Here is an 18,851-nt window from a genome sequence, read left to right as displayed (position 1 = left end):
AATAGGCTGTGCACCATGATGCGGATCGTCAGACGAATCAGTGTCGCGCTCGGAGCGATCGCGGTGATGGCGGTGGCATCCGCCGGGGCACTTCTTCCCGCTCAAGCCGACGCGGTGGCCGCCGGGCCGATGCCGGGGGCGGTTTCCGCTGACGTCGACGACTTCACGTTCGACACGCTCGACGTGGACTACACGCTCACCCGCGCCGAGGACGGCACCAGCCGGCTGCGAGTGGTCGAGACGTTCACCGCCATCTTCCCCGAGATCGATCAGAACCGGGGCATGCGCCGCGCGATCCCGTCGTCGTACAACGGGCAGCCGCTGCACCCGTCGCTCGTGTCGATCACCGACGAGAACGGGGCCGAGCGGCCGTCCGAGACCGATTCTGATGACGGCGTGTACGAGATGACCTCGCGCGCCGACGATTTCGTGCACGGCGTGCAGACCTACGTGTTCACGTACGACCTCGAGAATGTCACGTGGACCTTCGACGACGGCGGGCAGGAGTTCTACTGGGACGTCAACGGCGTCGACTGGCCGCAGTCGTTCGGACGTGTGACGGCGACAGTCAAGGTGGATGCCGCGCTGGCCGATGCCCTGACCGGCCAGCAGGCCTGTTATGTGGGTGCGCAGGGGTCGACCCAGCAGTGCACTGTCTCTGTGGTGCGGGGGGAGGGCGGCGACACGGCGGTGACGGCGGATGCCACCGGCGTCGGCCCCCACGAGACGATGACCGTCGCGGTGGGGTTCGAGCCCGACACCTTCGCGGAATTCGATTCGTCGTTCTTCGCGTCGGAGTGGGGCTGGGCGCAGGGCAGTGCCACGGTCGCTCTGCTCGCCGCGCTGGGCGGGGCCTTCTGGACGCGACGGCGCTGGATGCGCGATGAGCAGGGTCGGCCCACGATCATCGCCGAGTACACCCCACCTCCGGGGATCGATGCGCTGGAGAGCGCGGTGCTGCTGGGCAAGACGACGAAGGCGATCCCCGCCGAGGTGCTCGAGCAGGCGATCGTCGGGTCGATCCGCATTCTTGAGGGGTCGCACAAGATGTTCGGCGGCTCGAAGATGCAGGTGGAGCTGGTCGATCGGTCCTTGGCGGACGGGGACGGGCAGATGCTGCTGGACGGCCTGTTCGGCGCGACCACGCCCGCGGGCGCCACCTTCGAGTTCGGCACGCAGGACACCCGCCTGTCGAAGGTGGCATCCAAGATCCTGAAGGCGGCGAGCGAGCAACTGGATCGCCAGGGCCTGCGGCGGCCGGTGCCCGTCGCAGCGCGCGTGTGGCCCGCGGTGGCGGTCGTGACCGCTGCGGCGCTCGTGGTCGTCTTCGGCGTGCTGGCACTGGATGCCGGGGTCATGGCCGTCGGGCCGCTCCTGCTGATCCTCTTCGCCGCTGCGGCCTTCGTGCTGGTGCTGTTTCTGGTATCGCACCGGCCGCTGACTGCGGCTGGCGCTGAGGTGCGGGATCACCTTGCCGGGCTGAAGGTCTTCATCGACTGGGCGGAGGCGGATCGCATCCGCATGCTGCAGTCGCCGATGGGTGCCGAGCGGCGGCCGGTGAATGTCGATGATCCGCGCGAGATGATCTACCTCTACGAGTCGTTGCTGCCCTATGCCGTCGTGTTCGGCCAGGAGAAGAAGTGGGCCGATGAGCTCATGGTGTTCTACGGTGCCGCCGGAGTGACCCCCGCCTGGTACTACGGCACCGGGGCGTTCAACGCCGCGACGTTCTCGTCGAGCATCGCCTCGCTGTCGTCCGCGGCGATGGCGTCGTCGTCGACCTCGGGCGGTTCGTCCGGTGGCGGCTCCGCCGGGGGCGGTGGTGGTGGTGGCGGCGGTGGTGGCGTCTGACCCCGCGCCTCCGCACCAGCGGCCCGCCGTCCGGCAGCGCCGGATAGGCAGGCGGGTGCCCCGCACCTAGAAGGGTGGGGGTGCGCCACTGCTGGCGGCGGCGATGAACTCGAGCGTGCGCTGCGGGATGTCGGGGTAGACCCTCCCGGTGGGGCTGGTCCACACCAGGATCCCGCCGGGGTGTTGTTCCACGGTCCAGGCGGTGTTGTGTTTGAGCATGTGGTGCCGTTTGCACAGGTGGGCGAGGTTGCACACCCGGGTGGGGCCGCCGTGGGCGTAGTCGACGGTGTGGTCGATGTCGCAGTGCCACACCGCGGCCCGGCAGCCGGGGAATCGGCAGTGCTCGTCCCGGCCCCGCAGGAACCGGCGTTGCGCCCTGGAGGGCCGGTAGGTGTCGGTGTTGTCGATCGCGCCGGTGCGGGGGTCGGTGAACATCCGTTCCCAGGCGGTGGCGTGGGAGGCGAAGTGGCGGGCGGTGTCCGGGTCCATCGGCCCGTGCCCCATGAACGTGGCGGGCACATCCGCCCCGGTGAGGGTCGCAGCGGGCACGGTCACTTGGATGTGCGCGATGATCGCGCCCGTCTCACACACCGTGGCGTCGGAGGCTTCCGCGGTGGCGTGCCCGGTGAGCAGCAGATCGGCGAGCACGTCGGCGCGGCGTTGGTCCATCGTGCGGGTGTCGACCGGCTGGGCCTCACCCGCGGCATCCGGGGCGCTGTCGTTGCTCGCCGTGCCGCCGTCTTGTTCGAGCAGCATGCGGGCGCACTGGGTGATCCGGTCCATGATCCCGTGGACGAGGTGCGCGGGGAGGATCGCGCCGAGTTCGGCCATGCCGTCTTGCAGGTCGTGCACCCACACCCGGCGGGCTTCCGCCGCGGTCGCATACCGTTCCGTGAACGGAACAGGGTCGATGCGTTGCGCGAGCGCGAGGATCGCCGGTCGCGCTCGGCCCGCGGTTTCTTTCTCCGCGACCGCGAGGGCGGCCTGTTCGAACATCGCCCGCGCGTCGGGGTCGGTGAGCCGGGCGCCGGCTTCTTCAATCACCCGCAGATGCCCGATGTCGATGCGGCCCTCCGCCAGTGCGGTGACGGTGGCGGGGAACCGGTCGCGCATCACCCCGGCCTGGTGGATGCGGTTCTGCATCCCCCGATCCGACCGGCGCGTGGCTGCCGCGAGCTCCGCCGCGATCGACCGCAGCGGCAGTTCCCGCTCCCGCTGCGAAGACAGCGGGATCGCCGCGGTCTGCGCCGCCGCGATGTCGCCGGCGCGGCCCAGCAGCACCAGTTGCCTGGCCTGGATCGCCGCGAGCTGCCGGTCGGTCTCCACCATCGCCGCGACCACGTCCGACGCCGACATCACGTCGGTCGGGGTGGTGGTCGGGGAGGTGTTCATACCCCCAATCCTGCCGACCCCCTCCGACATTGACAGGCCTAAAACCCAGGTCCCACGGGCATTGTGGAAAAGTCACACAAAATGATCCTGGGGAGGAAGCGGCGCGAAGAGACGGCAAGAGTAAGGGCCGGTCGGAGAGGCTTCCGACCGGCCCTTGTCCCTTGCACCAAGAGTGTCCTGCAATCACATGTCGGTAGCTGCCACAGCAAAACAACTACCGTGCGAGCACTCTATAACGGAGAGATAACGGGCCACAAGGGTTCGTCGTTACCAATTTGTGATCGATGCAGCGATGGGCGATGACGGGCGTCAGGACCCTGTCCGCCGCTCACCGAGCGCGAGGAGCAGGCGTACGTGGAGGTCGCGCGAGCCCTGACAGAACGGTCCTGTGATGGTGGACGGCCTCGGCGAGCGTGCGGATGCCACGGCTGATCTGGTGCTCGTCGACGTTGCCGAATCCGAGCACGAGGGATGGCGGGAAGTCGGTAGGGAGCAGGTCCGATTCAGCTTCCGAGTTCACAGGCACGAATCGGTAGCTTGCGAGGCCGCTGACACGAACGCCCATGGTCGCCGCGGTCGACACGACGGCGCGTTCAGATGTGCCGTCGGGGAGGCGCAGCAGGGCGTGGCAGCCCGCCGCCAGCCCATGCAACTGACCTGGCCCGAACGCGAGTTCTGCCTCGGTTGCCAGCACGTCCCGGCGGGCGCGGTAGGTCTCCCGCATGCGACGCAGGTGCCGGTCGAATCGGCCTGTCTCCATGAGCAGCGCCAGCGCCTCCTGGTCCAGTCCGGGCGCTCCGCGGCTGCTGAGCCGCTTCTCCTCGACGATCCCCGACACGAACCGCCGCGGTGTGAGCACCCACCCCAGGCGGATGGCGGGCGCGAAGGTCTTGCTGACCGATCCGAGAGCGATCACACGGTGCGGGTTGAGGCCCTGGAGGGAGCCGACCGGTTGACGGTCGTAGCGGAACTCGGCGTCATAGTCGTCCTCGAGGATCACCCCGTCGACCTCGTCTGCCCAGGCACTCAGCTCACGCCGCCGTGACGGTCCGAGTGCGACACCGGTCGGGCACTGGTGGGCCGGGGTAACCAAGACAGCCCGCGCTCCCGTTCGCCGCAGGCGGTCCACGTCGATGCCGTGGTCGTCGACCGGAACCGGGACAGCGTCCAGGCCCGCGCGGCGCGCGATGACGTCATGCTCGCGTGGGCCTGGATCTTCGAGCGCGATGCGCTGGATCCCGTGCCGCGCCAGCGTCGCAAGGGCGAACACCAGCCCCTGACGGAACCCGGAGACGATAACCGCGTCCTCGGTGACCGCGCAGCCCGACCGGACGCGACGATGGTAGGCGGTGACGACCTCTCTCAAGTGCCTCGAACCGGCCGGAACCTCGTCACCCAGCCCCGCTGTCGGAAGCGTCCGCGTCGCCTCCGACACCGCCCAGCTCCAGTCGGTCAACGGTACCGACCTGAGATCAGGGATGCCGTACTCGAAGTCGACCTCGGCGGACCGGGGTGCGTGCGAGGCTGACGCCGGGCGGCTGTGCCGCGAGTGGCGGGTGGGTCCGCCGTCGGGTATCGCGGCTACCCGCGTCCCCGAGCCGACCGCCGCCTCGAGGTACCCCTCGGCCACCAACTGCTCGTAGGCGTCGACGATCGTGCCACGGGAGATGCCGAGCAGTTCCGCCAGACGACGCGTCGATGGTAGGCGTTCACCGGCGGCGAGCCGTCGATCCCGGATCGCCGCACGCAGCTGGTCCTGAATCTGCACGCCGAGCGGAGCGGCGCCGCTCTCCAGCACCACCAGAAGGTCGGGGCCTCCGCGCGCCCAATCCACGGTCACGCGCGGATTGTATCGAATGGTCCACTCAACCGGTCGACGAGTGGCCCTTAACACTGGACCGGGTGGCTTCTAACTTGTATCCCGTGAACGGAGGAATCCTGCTGGCACTCTCGTCGGCCGTCGCGTACGGAGCGTCGGACTTCCTCGGTGGCATAGGTGCGCGCCGGTTCTCCCCGTGGCAGATCGTTTTCGGCGGGCAGGTAGCCGGCGGGGTCGTCATGCTCGCTGCCGGCCTGATGCTGCCGGGCAGCCCCACCCCGGCGGACTTCGTCTGGGCGCTTCTCGCGGGCGTCGGTTCGGCGACCGGCAGCATCTTTCTGTTCCGCGGGCTCGCCCGAGGCCGGATGGGCCTGGTCGCACCGATCTCGGCGGTAGGGGCAGCGGTCCTGCCCGTCGTGGCTGGTGTGGCCTTCGGTGATCGCCCCGGCTGGCTGGCCTGGGTAGGCATGCTCGCCGCTCTTCCCGGGATCTGGCTGGTCTCTCGCGGGACCGCCGCAGATGGAGCGGTGCATGCGCGCGGATCGCTCATCGACGGCGCCGTCGCTGGTGTGGGTTTCGGAATCCTCTTCATCGCACTCAGCCAGATCTCCGGTGGTGCCGGCCTGCTGCCGCTCGCCGCCAACCAAGCCACCGGCGCCATCCTCGCAATGGTCGCCGCCGCCAGCCTCGGTCAGCCGTGGCGTCCCTCGCGCGGAGCGCTTGGATGGGCCACAGCGTCCGGTGTGCTCGGTGCCTCGGCCACGCTCGCATTCATGGTCGCGACCGGTGCGACCAGCCTCGGCATTGCCGGAGTCCTCGCTTCCCTCTATCCCGCCGTCACGGTGATTCTGGCCGCCACCTTCATCAGGGAGCGGGTCGGCGTGGCACAACGCGTGGGTATCGCGATCTGCACACTCGCGGTTGCCGCGATGGCGCTGGGCTGAACACCCGCATCTCGCAGAGGAGAAGCATCATGAAAGCGTCCATCAAGATCACGCCCATCCACGTCGGTGACCTGACGGCCGAAGGCGATGTGATGCCCGTCTACGTGCACCTCATCGAACATCCCGACGCGAGAGTGCTCGTGGACACCGGCTTCACCGACCTCCACCCCGCAGCAGCTGATCTCGACCCCCGGCCCTATCCTCTGCACGAGCAGGCGTTCGACCTCGGCAGCGTCGACATCGTCGTCAACACCCACCTGCACTTCGACCACTGCGGCGGGAACCACCTCTTCCCGGGCACGCCGATCTACGTTCAGCGCCAGGAACTGGACGATGCCCGCGCCGAAGACAACTACACCATCCGAGAATGGGTGGACCCGCCCGGCGTGCACTACGTGCCGGTCGAGGGGGAGATCGAACTGCTTCCTGGGATTCGCCTCCTCCCGGCGCCGGGCCACACCCGCGGCTCGCAGATCGTCGTCGTCGAGACTGGGGAGCGGCCGACGATCATCGCCGGCGATACCGCGGTGTGGTTCGGCGAACTGGACAACCCCGAGACCGAAGGCCAGCTACTGATCCGCTCGCTGCACCCTGAACGCGTCTGGATCACTCACGAGCACACGGCCTGGACCGGATGGGGGAAAGGCGGCTGCTGAGGCTGCGGCAGGCGCGCGGTATTATAGGTGTCGTCATCCCGAACAACAAGAGATCTCGTGGATTGGGAACGAAAGCCCAGGTTCGGGTTAGATGTAGTGGTCACTGCAGGCGCCGCGCACACCGGCCGGCGTCCTCCGACGAAAGAGAGAAAATCATGCTCTGGACCATTCTTGGACTCCTGCTCGTCGGCCTCATTGCCGGCTTCATCGCTCGCGCCGTCATCCCCGGCAAGCAGAGCATGAGCATCCTGATGACCATCGTCCTGGGAGTCGTCGGCTCCTTCGTGGGTGGGTTCCTCGGCTTCCTGATCTTCGGAGCCGACCCCGCAGGCGGCTTCCTGCAGGCTGCCGGCATCATCGGCTCCATCATCGGTGCGATCGTCGTGCTCGCGATCTACGTGTTCGCCACCCGCCGCGGAGCTCGCACCCGCTGATCAACTGAGGTGCCGCGGAGAGTCGAACTCACTCCGCCGAGACCACCCGACGGGGGCTGCGCGAGAGCGCAGCCCCCGTCGTCGTTTTTCACAGGCTGAGTTCGCGATGAGGGCTCCCGGCAACGCCCGTTTTTCCGCTAGCAAAGGCGCGATGACGCCTCAGCCGATCTCACCGCCGGCGACGGTCTCGGCCAGCGCGTGCACGCGGGGGAGGTGGTGGGCACCGTAGAAGTCCGCCGACGTCAGTCGTGCGGCATCCACGTCCGGTGCAGTCCCACGGCCGAGCACGGCGAGCACGGCGAGGGCGTGCATCCACCCGCCTGCCAGGGTCCCCAAGAGCATCAGGTAGGGCACGCTGACGGCATACGCATCGCGCGGCGAGGCCGCGAAGCCGAGCAGGTCGGCGGTCGCGCGCCTCGATGCCTCGACGGCGCGCCCCAGCCTCTCGGCCGTGCGCACGGCGACGGGGTGATCGAACCCGCGCAACTGCGCAACGGTCGCGTCCACCTGGCCGAACAGTTCCGCCACGGTGGCGCCGCTGTTGCGCAGCACCTTGCGCCCGACGAGGTCGTTCGACTGGATGGCCGTCGTGCCCTCGTAGATCGTGGTGATGCGCACATCGCGATAGTGCTGCGCGGCGCCGGTCTCCTCGATGAAGCCCATGCCGCCGTACACCTGGATGGCGTCGCTCGTGACCGCGATGGCATCCTCCGTCGTCCAGCCCTTCAGGATGGGCACGAAGAACTCGGCGAGCTTCGTCACGGAACTGTCGGACTCGGCCCGGTCGAGCAGGTCGCCGACGTAGACACCGAGCGCCCGCATCGCGAAGATCTTGCTCGACATCGACAGCAGCAGGCGGCGCACATCCGGGTGCTCGGCGATCGGGGTGCCGGTGGGGCGTTCGAGCACACCGCCCTGCAGGCGGCCGGCGGCATAGGTGGATGCCTGCTGGTACGCCCGATCGGCGATGCCGGTGGCCTGGAAACCCATGCCCGCCCGGGCGGAGTTCATCATCACGAACATCCCGGCCAGGCCCCCGCCGACCTCGCCCACGAGGTACCCGGTGGCATCCTCGTAGGCGAGCACGCAGGTGGGGCTGCCGTGGATTCCCAGTTTGTGCTCGATGGCCACGGTGGTGACGGCATTGCGCTCACCGAGCGACCCGTCGTCGTTCACGAGGATCTTCGGCACGACGAACAGCGAGAGCCCCTTCGCGCCGTCGGGCGCCCCGGGTGTGCGGGCGAGCACCAGGTGCACGATGTTCTCGGCGATGTCGTGGTCGCCCCACGTGATGAAGATCTTCTGACCGCGCAGCGCCCAGCTGCCGTCGTCGCGGGGCGTGGCCATCGAGCGGATCGCACCGAGATCGGTGCCGGCGTCGGGCTCGGTGAGGTTCATCGTGCCGGTCCACTCGCCCGAGACGAGCTTGGCGAGGTACGTCTCGCGGATCCGGTCCGATGCCGCGGCATCCAGCGCGTGAATCTGCCCCGACGTCAGCAGCCAGCACAGCGCGAACGCCGCGTTCGAGGCGTTCCAGATCTCCCCGAGCCCCGCACGCACCGCACCCGGCAGACCGTCGCCGCCCGCGGAGACCGGCGCCTCGGCGGTGACCCAGCCGGCGTCCACGAACGCGCGATACGCCGCGGCGAAGCCGTCGGGCAGGTGCACCTGGCCGTCCACGAGTCGTGCTCCGACGGTGTCGCCGATCACTTCGAGAGGGGCGATGACGGATGCCGCGAAGTCGCCTGCTCCCGCGATGATGTCCGTCGCGTCCTCCGCCGTGAGCTCGCCGGCGGTGGCCCGCGCGACCAGATCGAGCCCGAACGCGTCGGTGAACAGGAACGCGTAGTCCTCGACGGGCGGGGTGTAGGGGGATGCGTCGGCCATGACGGACTCCTCGGGTTTCGACCAGTGGTACCGCGGTTCATCCTACGCGGCACTCAGTCCCATCCGGCGGCGCCCTCAGACTCCCGACACGACCGCGTTGTCGAGCTGGTCGGCATCCACTCCCGGCCGGTCCACGCGGTTCGTCAGCAGCACGTAGGCCACGCCCGCCGTCGGATGCACCCAGAACTCCGTGCCAGCCCAGCCGCCGTGGCCGTACACGTCCTGGTCGATGAGTCCCGGGGCGCGGGTGCGCAGGTTCCAGGTGAAGCCCCAGTCCTGCCCGCGTGAGGCAGGGTACGGGTCGAGCCGCGGAATGTCGCCGGTGAGGGGGCGGCGCATCATCGCGAGCGTTGCGGGCCGCACGATCTCGCCGGCGTCGCGAAGCAGCGCGGAACCGATCTGCAGCAGGTCCTCTGCGCGCCCGAGAAGACCGGCCCCCGGATGCCGCAGCGCGGCGAACCGCGGCAGATCCAGTCCGTTCTCGACCCCGTCGACGACCTCGTGCGGATTGGAGGCCTCGTCGAGCGTGAGCCCGGTGGCGCCCACCGGATCGAGGGCATCGGCGACCGCGGCATCCCACGTGCGCGACGTGCGTGCCTGGATCATCCGCGCGATGCCCTCGAACGCGATCGTGGAGTACCGTGACGCGCTGCCCGCGGCGAAATCCCGCGGGCCGAGCAGGCCCGCCTCAAGCCCCGCGGCATCGTCCATCGGCGGCTCGGCGATGCCGGACGTGTGGCTGGCGAGGTGGCGCAGCCGCACGACATCGTCCCGGTTCCTCGCGAACGCCGGGACGTCCTCCTGCAGCGGCGTCTCGGGCGTCGCGAGCCCGGCCTCGATCATGCGCGCAGCGGCCAGGCCGACCAGCGGCTTGGTGATCGAGAACAGTCGGTAGTGATCGTCCACCTGTGCCGGGCGGGCGCCGGTCGCACCGAACGCGTCGAGCGCCTGGATACCGGACGCCGTGGCCACCCCGAGCACCGCGGTCGGCAGCGCCCCCGAGTCGACCTGGCGCCGTGCCCACTCGAAGGCGTGCGAATAGGGTGCGGACAAGACGGCTCCTGACGATCGGGGTGGCGGGCGTGTGGGAACCCCGACAGCGCCCGCAGCGCCGTGAGTTCCCCGGACCCGGCCCGGCTCGAACGGGCGGCCACCCTCACCGAACTGCGGGTAGGGCGCACCCTTACCGGGTAGATGCGCCTTGGGCGGGCTCATTCGCAGGCTAGCACCGCGGTCGCTTCGCCCAGCGCGCGCTCAGTCGAGCCCCGCGGGCACCACCGTTCCCTGGTGAAAGCGCAACGTCGGCGTGCCGGTGGCGGTGTCCCAGATGGACGAGTGACGGCTGCTCTGCCCGGACTCCGTGCGAAGCAGGTAGGTGATCACCACGACGTTCGGAGCGATCTCGTTGAAGAGCCACTCGTCCGGGTGGGGCGTGACGTGATCGCGCTCCGCCGCGAGCGCGGCGACGATCTGCTCGCGCGTCCAGCGGCGCCCCGACCGCCCGATCTCTGCGAAATCCGGGTGCAGCAACCGCTCGACCTTCGCGTCGTCGCGCCGCGTGTCACCTGCCAGCAGCGCGAGCTCCGCATCCTTGATCGCCTGAAAACGCTCGGCTGACTCCCACATGAGTCGTCACGATAGCCCGGATCGCCGGCCTGCTCGGTTACGCGTACGATTCCGCGACGCCCAGCGGCACCCCGGCCCGCCAGTAGTGCGACGCGCACCACGCGCCGACACCGATCAGCAGGATGCCGCCGACCAGCATCAGCACGAAGGGCAGTGCTTCGCCCATGGTCAGCGGGAGGGGCGATATCCCCACCAGCAGACCACCGACTCCGGCCAGCCACAGGTCGAAGCGCCAGCGGAACGTGAACCAGCGCCAGAACCCGCTGGGCTGCTCAAGCAGGCGCGGGTCCTCTGCCGCCACCATCGCGAGGTACCGACGCTTCTTGAGGAAGGACGCGAGCAGCACACCGGCGATCGCGGCCGACAGTCCGCCGTACATGCCGAGGGTGGCCCACACGTACCCCTGCGGCATGTCGTCCACGGTGATCGGCCATCCGCCGCCCATCGCACTGACGATCGGAACGATCACCAGCGCGACCCAGAACGCCACGGTGACACCGAGCCAGAGCAGGTGCAGTCGCGGCGCGAGAATCGGCGTGATGGACACGACCGTGCCGCCCTGTAATCCCTCCCGTTCGCGGGTGCCCACCTTGCCGCGCATGATCCATCCGGTGCCGATGAAGCAGAAGGCCAGCAGCGCCAGTCCGCCTGGGACGGCGACGAAGAAGGTCGCCTCTTCGATCGCGGAGGGGGAGAGGCCGAAGAAGCCGCCCGGAACGATCACGTCCGTCTGCCACTCCGAGATCTCTTTGACGCGGGAGAAGAAGAACAGGTTCACGCCCACCGCGAGAGCGGCGAGCACAGCGATCACCAGGCCGATGACCAGCACCACGCGTGTCCACAGCGGCGCCCTGGGCGTGCGTCGTTTCGATCGGTTGTGGGGTTTCGGTCGGGTATCCGTCTGAGTATTCGACAAGCTCTCCACCTTCCTGGCAACGCGTGCCGGTTTACCGCTGACTACACGTACGACTCGCCGGCGCCGAGGGGCACCCCGCCCCGCCAGTACTGCGTCGAGCACCACAGACCCAGGCCGAGCAGCACGGCGCCGATGGCCATTCCGATGGCGAACGCCGTGACATCACCGCTGGTCAGGATGAAGAACGAGATTCCCACCGCCATGCCACCGATTCCGGCCAGCCACAGGTCGAACCGCCAACGGAACGTCATCCAGCGCCAGAACCCGCTGCTCGCCTGGAGCATGCGCGGGTCTTCCGCCTGGACCATCGCCAGGTAGCTGCTCTTCTTGAGGAACGAGGCAAGCAGCACGGCAGTGATTGCGGCTGCCAACCCGCCGTACATGGCGAGCAGGAGCGTGACGGACTCCCACGCGTCGTGCTGTAGCCCGTTCGGCCACCCACCGAGGATGGAGCTGATGGATGGAACGACGGCCAGGGCAACGAAGAATGCGGTGGCGACTGCGACCCACATGAGATGCAGTCGCGGGGCGAGAATCGGGTTGATCGAGACGAATGTGCCGCCCTGGAACCACTTCATATCGCGCACATACAGGGGGCCGCACAGTGCTCGCCCGGTGAAGATGAAGCACATCGAAACGAGAAAGAGGATGGCGGGGGCGACCGCGAAGCTTTCCAGCGCCTCGAGTTGAATTCCCGTGAGTCCGATGAAACCGGCGGGAACGGGCTCATCGGGGTGGAGGGACGAGATCCGGTGCACCAGGGAGAAGATGAGGAGAAGCGCGCCGACCACGAGCGCTCCGATTACGGCGAGGCCGATGCCGATGGGGACCAGAGCCCTCATCCAGACGGGCACGGTGGCCGGTTCGGGCTGCTTCGACCGGGGATCGGTTTGCGTCTTCGACAAGCTCTCCACACATTCCTGGCACTGATGCCGATTGGAGGGGCGTCGCGTCGGTCATGAACCGCTGCGGTGTCCGCTCTTCGCTCAGGATATGGGCGCTGTGGGGTGCTGGTTTACCACGAGGCGGGTAGCGGAGCGAGGTCTGGCGCAACCCAGCCCGTCCTCGCAGCCACGCTCGCGAGCGCCGACGATCGGTAGTACCTCGACAAGAGCCGTTTGTCGAGCAGGGCGGGATTGCGTTGGATGAAATCCGAGAAGTCGCTCTCGTGGCCCGCCCTGATGTGATGGGCGACAAGTCGCACCCATGCCTGGGAGATTGTGGCGTTGTACTTCTGCGGCGCTTTCGCATAGACGGCCGCGCGGCGGATGCCGTGACAGATGATCGTCACCGCGTGCGATTCGCCGTGCTGGCGAACCGCGAGCCACGTGAGGTGCAGGTGTTCACGATGCCCGAACCCTGAAGACGTGTCGACCTGTTCGTACAGCTCGTCGAACTGGACATCCAGATCGACGGACCCGGCGCTCACGGCGACTCCGCCGATAGGACCCGCAGCATCCGACGCAACTGCGCGACGTCCTCCGCCGTAAGGCGAGCGCCCAGGTCGGCATCGATCTCGCTGATGGCCTTGCGAGATTCGCCGGCCAACTCCCGGCCCGCCTCGGTGAGGCCGACGACGACCGTTCGCCGATTCGTCTCGGGTGTACGCCGCGTGATCAGCCCGCGTTTGGCGAGGCGGTCGAGCAGGCTGGTCATCGTCGACGGAGGCGTCCCGATGCATCGACTGAGTTCGGACACGGTCTGCTCATCCCGTGCGGCGAGGTTGGCCAGCGCGTTGATCTCGCCGGCCGTCGATGCGACGGACCGCCCACGGACGCCGCGGCATCCGTCTCCCCAGAACAGGAAGACTCCCGGGTACAGGACGTTTCCGCCGGAATTCTCCTGTGGCGGTGAGTTTTCCTGTGTCGGGGAGACGGCGGATGCCGCACCGCGCTTTTCTAGGATGGAGAGCACGAGTCGGTGAGGGAGTGATCGAGATGAGCGCACGGGTCCGCGTTGGGATCTCCGGGTGGCGCTATCCCAGCTGGCGAGGCGACTTCTACCCGAAGGGGCTCGCGCAGGCCCGCGAACTGGCCTACGTCGGTGAGAAGATGTCGACGCTCGAGCTCAACGGATCGTTCTACTCGCTGCAGCGTCCGACCAGCTACCAGCGGTGGCGTCAGGCCGTGCCGGACGACTTCGTCTTCGCGGTGAAGGGCTCCCGCTACATCACGCATATGCTGCGGCTGCGCGGCATCGAGGTGGCGCTGGCGAACTTCTTCGCCTCCGGGGTGCTCGCGCTGGGGGAGCAGCTGGGGCCTGTCCTCTGGCAGCTGCCCGAGCGGGAGGAGTTCGACCCCGCGGGCCTGGAGGAATTCCTCGCCGCCCTGCCGCGCACGACGGGGGCGGCGCTCGAGCTCGCGCGGCGCCACGACGAGCGGCTCGACGGCCGCGACTGGCTCGAGATCGAGCGCGACGTCCCGATCCGGTACGCCTTCGAGCCGCGGTCGACGACGTACGAGGATGCTGCGTTGGCGCCGATCCTGCAGGGCCACGACGTCGCGCTGGTCGTGGCCGACACGGCGGGCCGGTTCCCGGCGTTCGGTGAGGCGACGGCATCCTTCGTCTACATCCGCCTGCACGGCGCGGAGGACCTCTACACCAGCGGCTACACCGACGCGCAGCTGGACGACTGGGCCGCCCGCATCGTGGCGTGGCGGGACGGCAGCGGCGACGGGACGCCGCGGGATGTCTACGTCTACTTCGACAACGACGCCCACGGTCACGCCCCGCACGACGCGCTGGCCCTCGCGCAGCGGGTCGGCGACGTGCCGACGGCCTGACGCCGCGGCATCCGTCTCCCCAGAACAGGAAGACTCCCGGGTACAGGACGTTTCGGCCGGAATCCTCCTGTACCGGTGAGTTCGCCTGTCTCCGGGAGACGGATGCCGGGACCGCGCGGCCGCCCGACCGTCACCGCGGCAGGGCCGACAGTCCCATCGGCCGCACCAGCACCCGGCGGCGGTCGCGCACCCAACGCACCCGGTCGCGGCGGTACTCCGCGTGCGTGGCGAACCGGTAGCGGTACGACACCACCCGCACCCACCGCGGCCGCTGCTTTTCGAACGGCGCGGACCGCAGCAGCGCGAGCGTCGCGGCATCTGCCTCCAGCAGCCGCACCAGCAGCACCGTGAACCAGTCATCCAGCGACCGCCCCAGCGGCAGGAACCACATCAGCCAGTCCAGCCGCAGGTGATATGGCGCGTACTGCCGCGGCACCCGCCGCACGTCGCCGGGTTTGCCCTTGAAGGCGTACTCCTGCCAGCTCGCTCCGGTCGGATCGGCATCCATCGTCGCCTCGATCACATACTCGATGCGTTCCTTGGTGACGGTGCCGAATGCGCCGTACGCGTTGGCCAGCTGCCAGCGGTTGAAGCTCGCGTTCATCAGCTGTCGGTGCGCCACGAGGTTGCGCAGCGCCGGCCAGCTGATCACGAGGTACAGCACGCCGACCCCGCACGTGACGATGAGCCACGGCAGCGGCAGTCCGTCGATGATCCAGGGCGGGTCGGATGCCGCGGGGGCGCCGGACCCGGGGATCGACACCGCCGCGAACGCCAGCACGATGCTCGCCCAGTTGAGCCACGCGAAGTTGCCGGTGAGGACGAGCCACAGCTGCGTGGCCACCACGATGCCGGCGGCGATGTTGCCGACGATCGCCGGGACGGGCCCGGGGATCCACAGCCCCAGCAGCGGTGCGAAGAGGAACCACGGCACCACCAGCTGCGAGAAGTGGTTGCCGATCACCTCCAGCTCGTGGAACGCCCGCGGCAGCAGGTGCGCCTGGCGACTGAGCGGCCCGGGCATCGGCTGCGTCTCGTGGTGGTAGGTGAGGGCGGACAGGTCCCGCCACTCGCGGCCGCCGCGGATCTTGATCATGCCGGCACCGAACTCCAGCCGGAACAGCAGCCACCACAGCAGCACGATCACCACCGTCGGCGGCGGCTGATCGTTCGACCCCAGGAACGCCGCGAGGAACCCGGCTTCCAGCAGCAGCATCTCCCACCCGAACCCGTAGAACGTCTGCCCGATGCTGACCACCGACATGTACCCCAGCCACAGCAGCAGGAAGCACGCCATCGGCAACCACGGCGGCGCGAGCTGCGGCAGGCCCGCCACCAGCGCCGCGCTCACCACGAGTCCGGCCACGCACAGCGCGACCAGCCGCCGGTCGGTGTACCTCACCCGGCGGAACAGGGTGGGCCCCACCATGCGCGCACGGCGCGCGGATGCCGCCACCCACGAGAGCAGCTCCGGGGCCGGCAGCAGCCCCCGCTCGCCCAGCAGCGCGCGGAACTGGTTGAGCGTGGACAGGAACGCGACGAAGTACAGCGCCGCGATGCCTCGTTGGAGCACCTGCCGCGCGAACTCGAAGTCGACCGCCGCGAAGCCGTCCATGGACGCACACGCTAAGGGAGCCCACGCCGGGATAAGAGGGGGTTGCGCGCGGTGGCCATCGTTCTCCCGCGCGAGGGTAGCGTGCCGGGGCGCAGGAAAACCGGATGAAATCCGCACCGTGAATGCGTCAGGATCGTGGTGCGGGGAGGCGCCCAGCACCCCGAATCACGCCACGACGAGAGGAACCGACATGAGCGACTCAGGACCCTCCGAACCCGACGACCGTTTCGACGGCGGCGTGGGCGACGGCGAAGGCACCGCCGCTGAGGCCGATGCCCGCTTCGGCGACCCGGGCCCGCAGGACGCGGCATCCGCCGGCGCGGAGGTCGGTGCGCCCGGCGTGCTGCAGCCGGAGACGCAGGGGCAGGATCCCGTCATCGCCGAACTCGGTGAAGACGGCGAAGGCGATCTCGCCCCCGAGGACATCTGACCCGACGGCGCCGGCGCGCGTGTGGGGGTCAGATCTCGCCGAGGATGCTCTGCATCACTTCCAGCGAGATCTCAGTGCGCTCGCCGTCGGCGCTCTCGTGGATGCGGAACGGCACGCCCTGGTCGAGCAGGAACGCCGCGGTCTTCTCCAGTCGCGGCGCGACGTGGATGTGGTCGGCGCCGAACAGCTCGCAGGTGTAGAGCGGTTCACCGGATGCCGCAGCCAACCGCATCTCGACCGTCGAGCGGCCGTTGATGCGGTACAGCGCCTGCAGCGCGGCCGGCGACAGCACGGTGACGCCGTCGAGCGTGAGCGACATCGACACGGTGGAATCGTCCATGCTCCCATCGAACCATGCCGTGGCGGCGTCGCTCACACGCCGCTGCGGCGTACGGCTCGGGTGAGCGGGTCGGTCGCCGACAGGGCGAGCCCCACGACCGCGAATCCGCCGGCGAAGGTCGCCGCGACCACCAGGGTGGGAACCGGGGATGTCACGAGTGCCGATCCGACCATCGGTAGGCTCAGCGCGCCTCCGACCGCGGCACCGCCCACGGCCGCCCAGCGCAGCGGCAGCATCACCCCGGTGCGGCGAGCACGCCGCAGCTCGTCCTCGGGAACGCCGAGGCGGTCAAGCCCCACGATCAGCTCGCGGTCTTCCAGCACGGATGCCGCCTGGGTGACGCCCACCGAACACGCCAGCAGCACGAACGCCGCGGCCAGCGTCACGATCACCCCGGTGCGGATGTCGGCGAGCACGGTGCCCTGCTCGTTCTCGCCGATCGTCTCCAGCAGGCCCATGCCCGCCCCCGCGACGACGGCGATGAACGCGATCATCGCGATCCCCGACACCCGGCGCCACGCCTGCCCGGCGTGGGCTGCCAGCTCGCGGCCGGCGATCAGCTGCGCCGCCGACGACGCTCGTCGCGCCAGGGAACGGCCGCGGGCGGCGACGATCGGCGTGCCGATGACGTTCACCAGTCCCATGGCGCCGGCGAACAGCCCCATCAGCACCGCAACGCCAATGACGTCGAAGACGAGACCGATGTTCGCCACCACGGCGATCACGACGACCAGCAGCAGCAGGCAGATGACGATCAACGCGAGCCGCTTGGGCGCGGCGTTCGTCCGGCGGCGCACACCGAGCGGCGTCAGCCGCACTTTGCGCAGGCTCAGTGCCGCGCTCGTGGTGGCAAGTGCGGTGACCCCGAACACTGCAGCGGCCACCGCGGGCACGCCCGCCCACACCGCGCCGATGCCGATCGGTCCGCCGAAGAACGGCAGCAGCCCCACCAGGGGGAGCAACAGCAGGTAGAGCACGACACCCCCGATGGCTCCGACGAACGCGGTGGTCGCCGCTTCCAGCACGGTCATCATCGACACCTCGGACGTCGTCGCGCCCAGGAGGCGCAACGTCGCGAGCCGGTCATTGCGGCGGCGGCTGGACAGTCGCGCCGCGGCGGCCCCGAGCGTGAAGACCGGCACCGCCAGCAGCACGAGGGCCAGCGTCGCGAGCATGCCGTACAGCACGTCCCCGTTCGTGCGCGGGTCGGTGTGGAACATGATCGTGCCGCCGACGACCACCAGCAGCAGCGCGGTGGTCACGGCGAACGCGACGACCGGAAGCACCAGGGCGGCCCGGCCCTGGCGGGAGGGCCGCGCGAGCAGCGCGGTGAGGGTCGCCACGCGGCGAAGTGACCCGGAGGACCGCGCCGTCGGCGGGGTCAGGACGGATGCCGCGATGACGCTCATCGACCGGCTCCGGCGACCGTCGTGGCATCCGCCCCGGCGGCCGGCGTCGCCTGGCCGACGATGCTGCCGTCACGCATGTGCAGCACGCGGTCGCAGCGCGCCGCGACCTCGGCATCGTGGGTGACGACCACGAGGCTCCGGCCCTGACCGGTCGTGGCGTGCAGCAGTGCCGTCATCACGTCGGTGGAGGTCGCGGAGTCCAGCGCGCCGGTGGGCTCGTCGGCGAACACGATGGCGGCACCGGTCACCTGGGCGCGCGCGATGGCGACCCGCTGAGACTGCCCGCCCGAGAGTTGCCCGATGCGGCGATCTTCCATGCCGGCCAGTCCCAGCGCCGCCAGCCATCCGGCCGCGTGCTGCTCGGCCTGCCGGCGCGCGACGCCGGTGACCAGCAGTGGCAGCGCGGCGTTTTCGACCGCGGTCAGTTCGGGCAGCAGCAGATGCTCCTGGAACACGAACCCTACCCGCGAGCGGCGCACCGCCGATCGCTCGTCCTCGCTCATGCCGGCCAGCTCCAGCGGCGCCGCACCGGGCACGCCGAGTCGCACCGACCCGGCATCCGGAGCGATCACGGCGGCGAGGCAGTGCAGCAGGGTGGTCTTGCCGGATCCCGAGGCGCCCATCACCGCGACGGACTCGCCGCGGGCGATGGTCACGTCCACGCCGGCGAGCGCTGTCAGGGGGCCGTACCGCTTGATGAGCCCGGTGGCGACCAGGGCGAAGGTGTCAGAAGTGTTGTTCACCCTGCC

At 69.3% G+C, this 18,851-nt stretch carries 19 protein-coding genes; 6 read left to right on the top strand and 13 right to left on the bottom strand.

Going from position 1 to position 18,851, the window contains the following annotated elements:
* Window positions 1–15 precede the first annotated feature (15 nt).
* Window positions 16–1,851, top strand: coding sequence for a DUF2207 domain-containing protein (locus QNO11_RS13330; RefSeq protein WP_257507807.1), 1,836 nt, complete (start codon window positions 16–18; stop codon window positions 1,849–1,851).
* A 66-nt stretch (window positions 1,852–1,917) separates the two neighbouring features.
* On the opposite strand, the gene QNO11_RS13325 is transcribed toward QNO11_RS13330, so the two are convergent.
* Entirely contained in the window at window positions 1,918–3,243 is a 1,326-nt protein-coding gene (locus QNO11_RS13325; protein WP_257507808.1) for an HNH endonuclease signature motif containing protein, read from the bottom strand.
* Window positions 3,244–3,571: 328 nt separating this feature from the next.
* Entirely contained in the window at window positions 3,572–5,083 is a 1,512-nt protein-coding gene (pdxR, locus tag QNO11_RS13320; protein WP_257507809.1) for a MocR-like pyridoxine biosynthesis transcription factor PdxR, read from the bottom strand.
* An 83-nt stretch (window positions 5,084–5,166) separates the two neighbouring features.
* Here pdxR and QNO11_RS13315 point away from each other — a divergent pair, with 83 nt between their 5' ends.
* The 3 genes from QNO11_RS13315 to QNO11_RS13305 all read left to right on the top strand — a co-directional run bounded on the left by QNO11_RS13315 (window position 5,167) and on the right by QNO11_RS13305 (window position 7,096).
* Complete coding sequence (locus QNO11_RS13315; protein ID WP_257507810.1) at window positions 5,167–6,006, top strand: DMT family transporter; 840 nt, start codon at window positions 5,167–5,169, stop codon at window positions 6,004–6,006.
* 29 nt (window positions 6,007–6,035) lie between these two features.
* Entirely contained in the window at window positions 6,036–6,662 is a 627-nt protein-coding gene (locus QNO11_RS13310) for an MBL fold metallo-hydrolase (RefSeq protein WP_257507811.1), read from the top strand.
* Window positions 6,663–6,817: 155 nt separating this feature from the next.
* Window positions 6,818–7,096: a GlsB/YeaQ/YmgE family stress response membrane protein gene (locus QNO11_RS13305; RefSeq protein WP_257507812.1), complete on the top strand. Its 279-nt coding sequence runs from the start codon at window positions 6,818–6,820 to the stop codon at window positions 7,094–7,096.
* Window positions 7,097–7,255: 159 nt separating this feature from the next.
* Here QNO11_RS13305 and QNO11_RS13300 read toward each other — a convergent pair whose 3' ends face one another.
* From QNO11_RS13300 to QNO11_RS13270, 7 genes are all read right to left on the bottom strand, one after another.
* Window positions 7,256–8,983, bottom strand: coding sequence for an acyl-CoA dehydrogenase family protein (locus tag QNO11_RS13300; RefSeq protein WP_257507813.1), 1,728 nt, complete (start codon window positions 8,981–8,983; stop codon window positions 7,256–7,258).
* A gap of 75 nt (window positions 8,984–9,058) precedes the next feature.
* The gene (locus QNO11_RS13295) at window positions 9,059–10,036 is read right to left on the bottom strand and encodes a serine hydrolase domain-containing protein (RefSeq protein WP_257507814.1); all 978 of its coding nucleotides are present in this window, start codon (window positions 10,034–10,036) and stop codon (window positions 9,059–9,061) included.
* Between the two features lie 201 nt (window positions 10,037–10,237).
* The gene (locus QNO11_RS13290) at window positions 10,238–10,609 is read right to left on the bottom strand and encodes a nuclear transport factor 2 family protein (RefSeq protein ID WP_257507815.1); all 372 of its coding nucleotides are present in this window, start codon (window positions 10,607–10,609) and stop codon (window positions 10,238–10,240) included.
* A gap of 37 nt (window positions 10,610–10,646) precedes the next feature.
* Window positions 10,647–11,441: a hypothetical protein gene (locus QNO11_RS13285; protein WP_257507816.1), complete on the bottom strand. Its 795-nt coding sequence runs from the start codon at window positions 11,439–11,441 to the stop codon at window positions 10,647–10,649.
* A gap of 125 nt (window positions 11,442–11,566) precedes the next feature.
* Complete coding sequence (locus QNO11_RS13280) at window positions 11,567–12,430, bottom strand: hypothetical protein (RefSeq protein WP_257507817.1); 864 nt, start codon at window positions 12,428–12,430, stop codon at window positions 11,567–11,569.
* A gap of 110 nt (window positions 12,431–12,540) precedes the next feature.
* Window positions 12,541–12,954, bottom strand: coding sequence for a hypothetical protein (locus QNO11_RS13275; protein WP_257507818.1), 414 nt, complete (start codon window positions 12,952–12,954; stop codon window positions 12,541–12,543).
* Window positions 12,951–13,439 carry a MarR family winged helix-turn-helix transcriptional regulator gene (locus QNO11_RS13270; RefSeq protein WP_257507819.1) on the bottom strand — a complete coding sequence of 163 codons (489 nt, stop codon included), beginning with the start codon at window positions 13,437–13,439 and terminating at the stop codon, window positions 12,951–12,953. Before QNO11_RS13270 ends, QNO11_RS13275 begins: the two co-directional genes overlap by 4 nt.
* A gap of 23 nt (window positions 13,440–13,462) precedes the next feature.
* Between QNO11_RS13270 and QNO11_RS13265 the strand changes: the two genes are divergently transcribed.
* Window positions 13,463–14,308, top strand: coding sequence for a DUF72 domain-containing protein (locus QNO11_RS13265; RefSeq protein ID WP_257507820.1), 846 nt, complete (start codon window positions 13,463–13,465; stop codon window positions 14,306–14,308).
* Window positions 14,309–14,438: 130 nt separating this feature from the next.
* On the opposite strand, the gene QNO11_RS13260 is transcribed toward QNO11_RS13265, so the two are convergent.
* Window positions 14,439–15,923: a lipase maturation factor family protein gene (locus QNO11_RS13260; protein WP_257507821.1), complete on the bottom strand. Its 1,485-nt coding sequence runs from the start codon at window positions 15,921–15,923 to the stop codon at window positions 14,439–14,441.
* Between the two features lie 190 nt (window positions 15,924–16,113).
* On the opposite strand from QNO11_RS13260, the gene QNO11_RS13255 reads away from it, so the two are divergent.
* A complete protein-coding gene (locus tag QNO11_RS13255) occupies window positions 16,114–16,353 on the top strand; it encodes a hypothetical protein (RefSeq protein ID WP_257507822.1) in 240 nt (79 codons plus the stop codon).
* Window positions 16,354–16,381: 28 nt separating this feature from the next.
* Here the strand turns inward: QNO11_RS13255 and QNO11_RS13250 are convergent, their stop codons facing one another.
* From QNO11_RS13250 to QNO11_RS13240, 3 genes are read right to left on the bottom strand one after another with little or no spacing between them, the layout of a single operon-like run.
* Entirely contained in the window at window positions 16,382–16,693 is a 312-nt protein-coding gene (locus QNO11_RS13250; RefSeq protein WP_257507823.1) for a hypothetical protein, read from the bottom strand.
* A gap of 32 nt (window positions 16,694–16,725) precedes the next feature.
* Entirely contained in the window at window positions 16,726–18,102 is a 1,377-nt protein-coding gene (locus QNO11_RS13245) for an FtsX-like permease family protein (protein ID WP_257507824.1), read from the bottom strand.
* Window positions 18,099–18,845, bottom strand: coding sequence for an ABC transporter ATP-binding protein (locus tag QNO11_RS13240; protein ID WP_257507825.1), 747 nt, complete (start codon window positions 18,843–18,845; stop codon window positions 18,099–18,101). Before QNO11_RS13240 ends, QNO11_RS13245 begins: the two co-directional genes overlap by 4 nt.
* Window positions 18,846–18,851: the final 6 nt, after the last annotated feature.

It is taken from the genome of Microbacterium sp. zg-B96 (assembly GCF_030246865.1).
In the GTDB taxonomy this organism is placed as follows: domain Bacteria; phylum Actinomycetota; class Actinomycetes; order Actinomycetales; family Microbacteriaceae; genus Microbacterium.
This window is presented reverse-complemented; position numbering and strand designations above follow the sequence as displayed.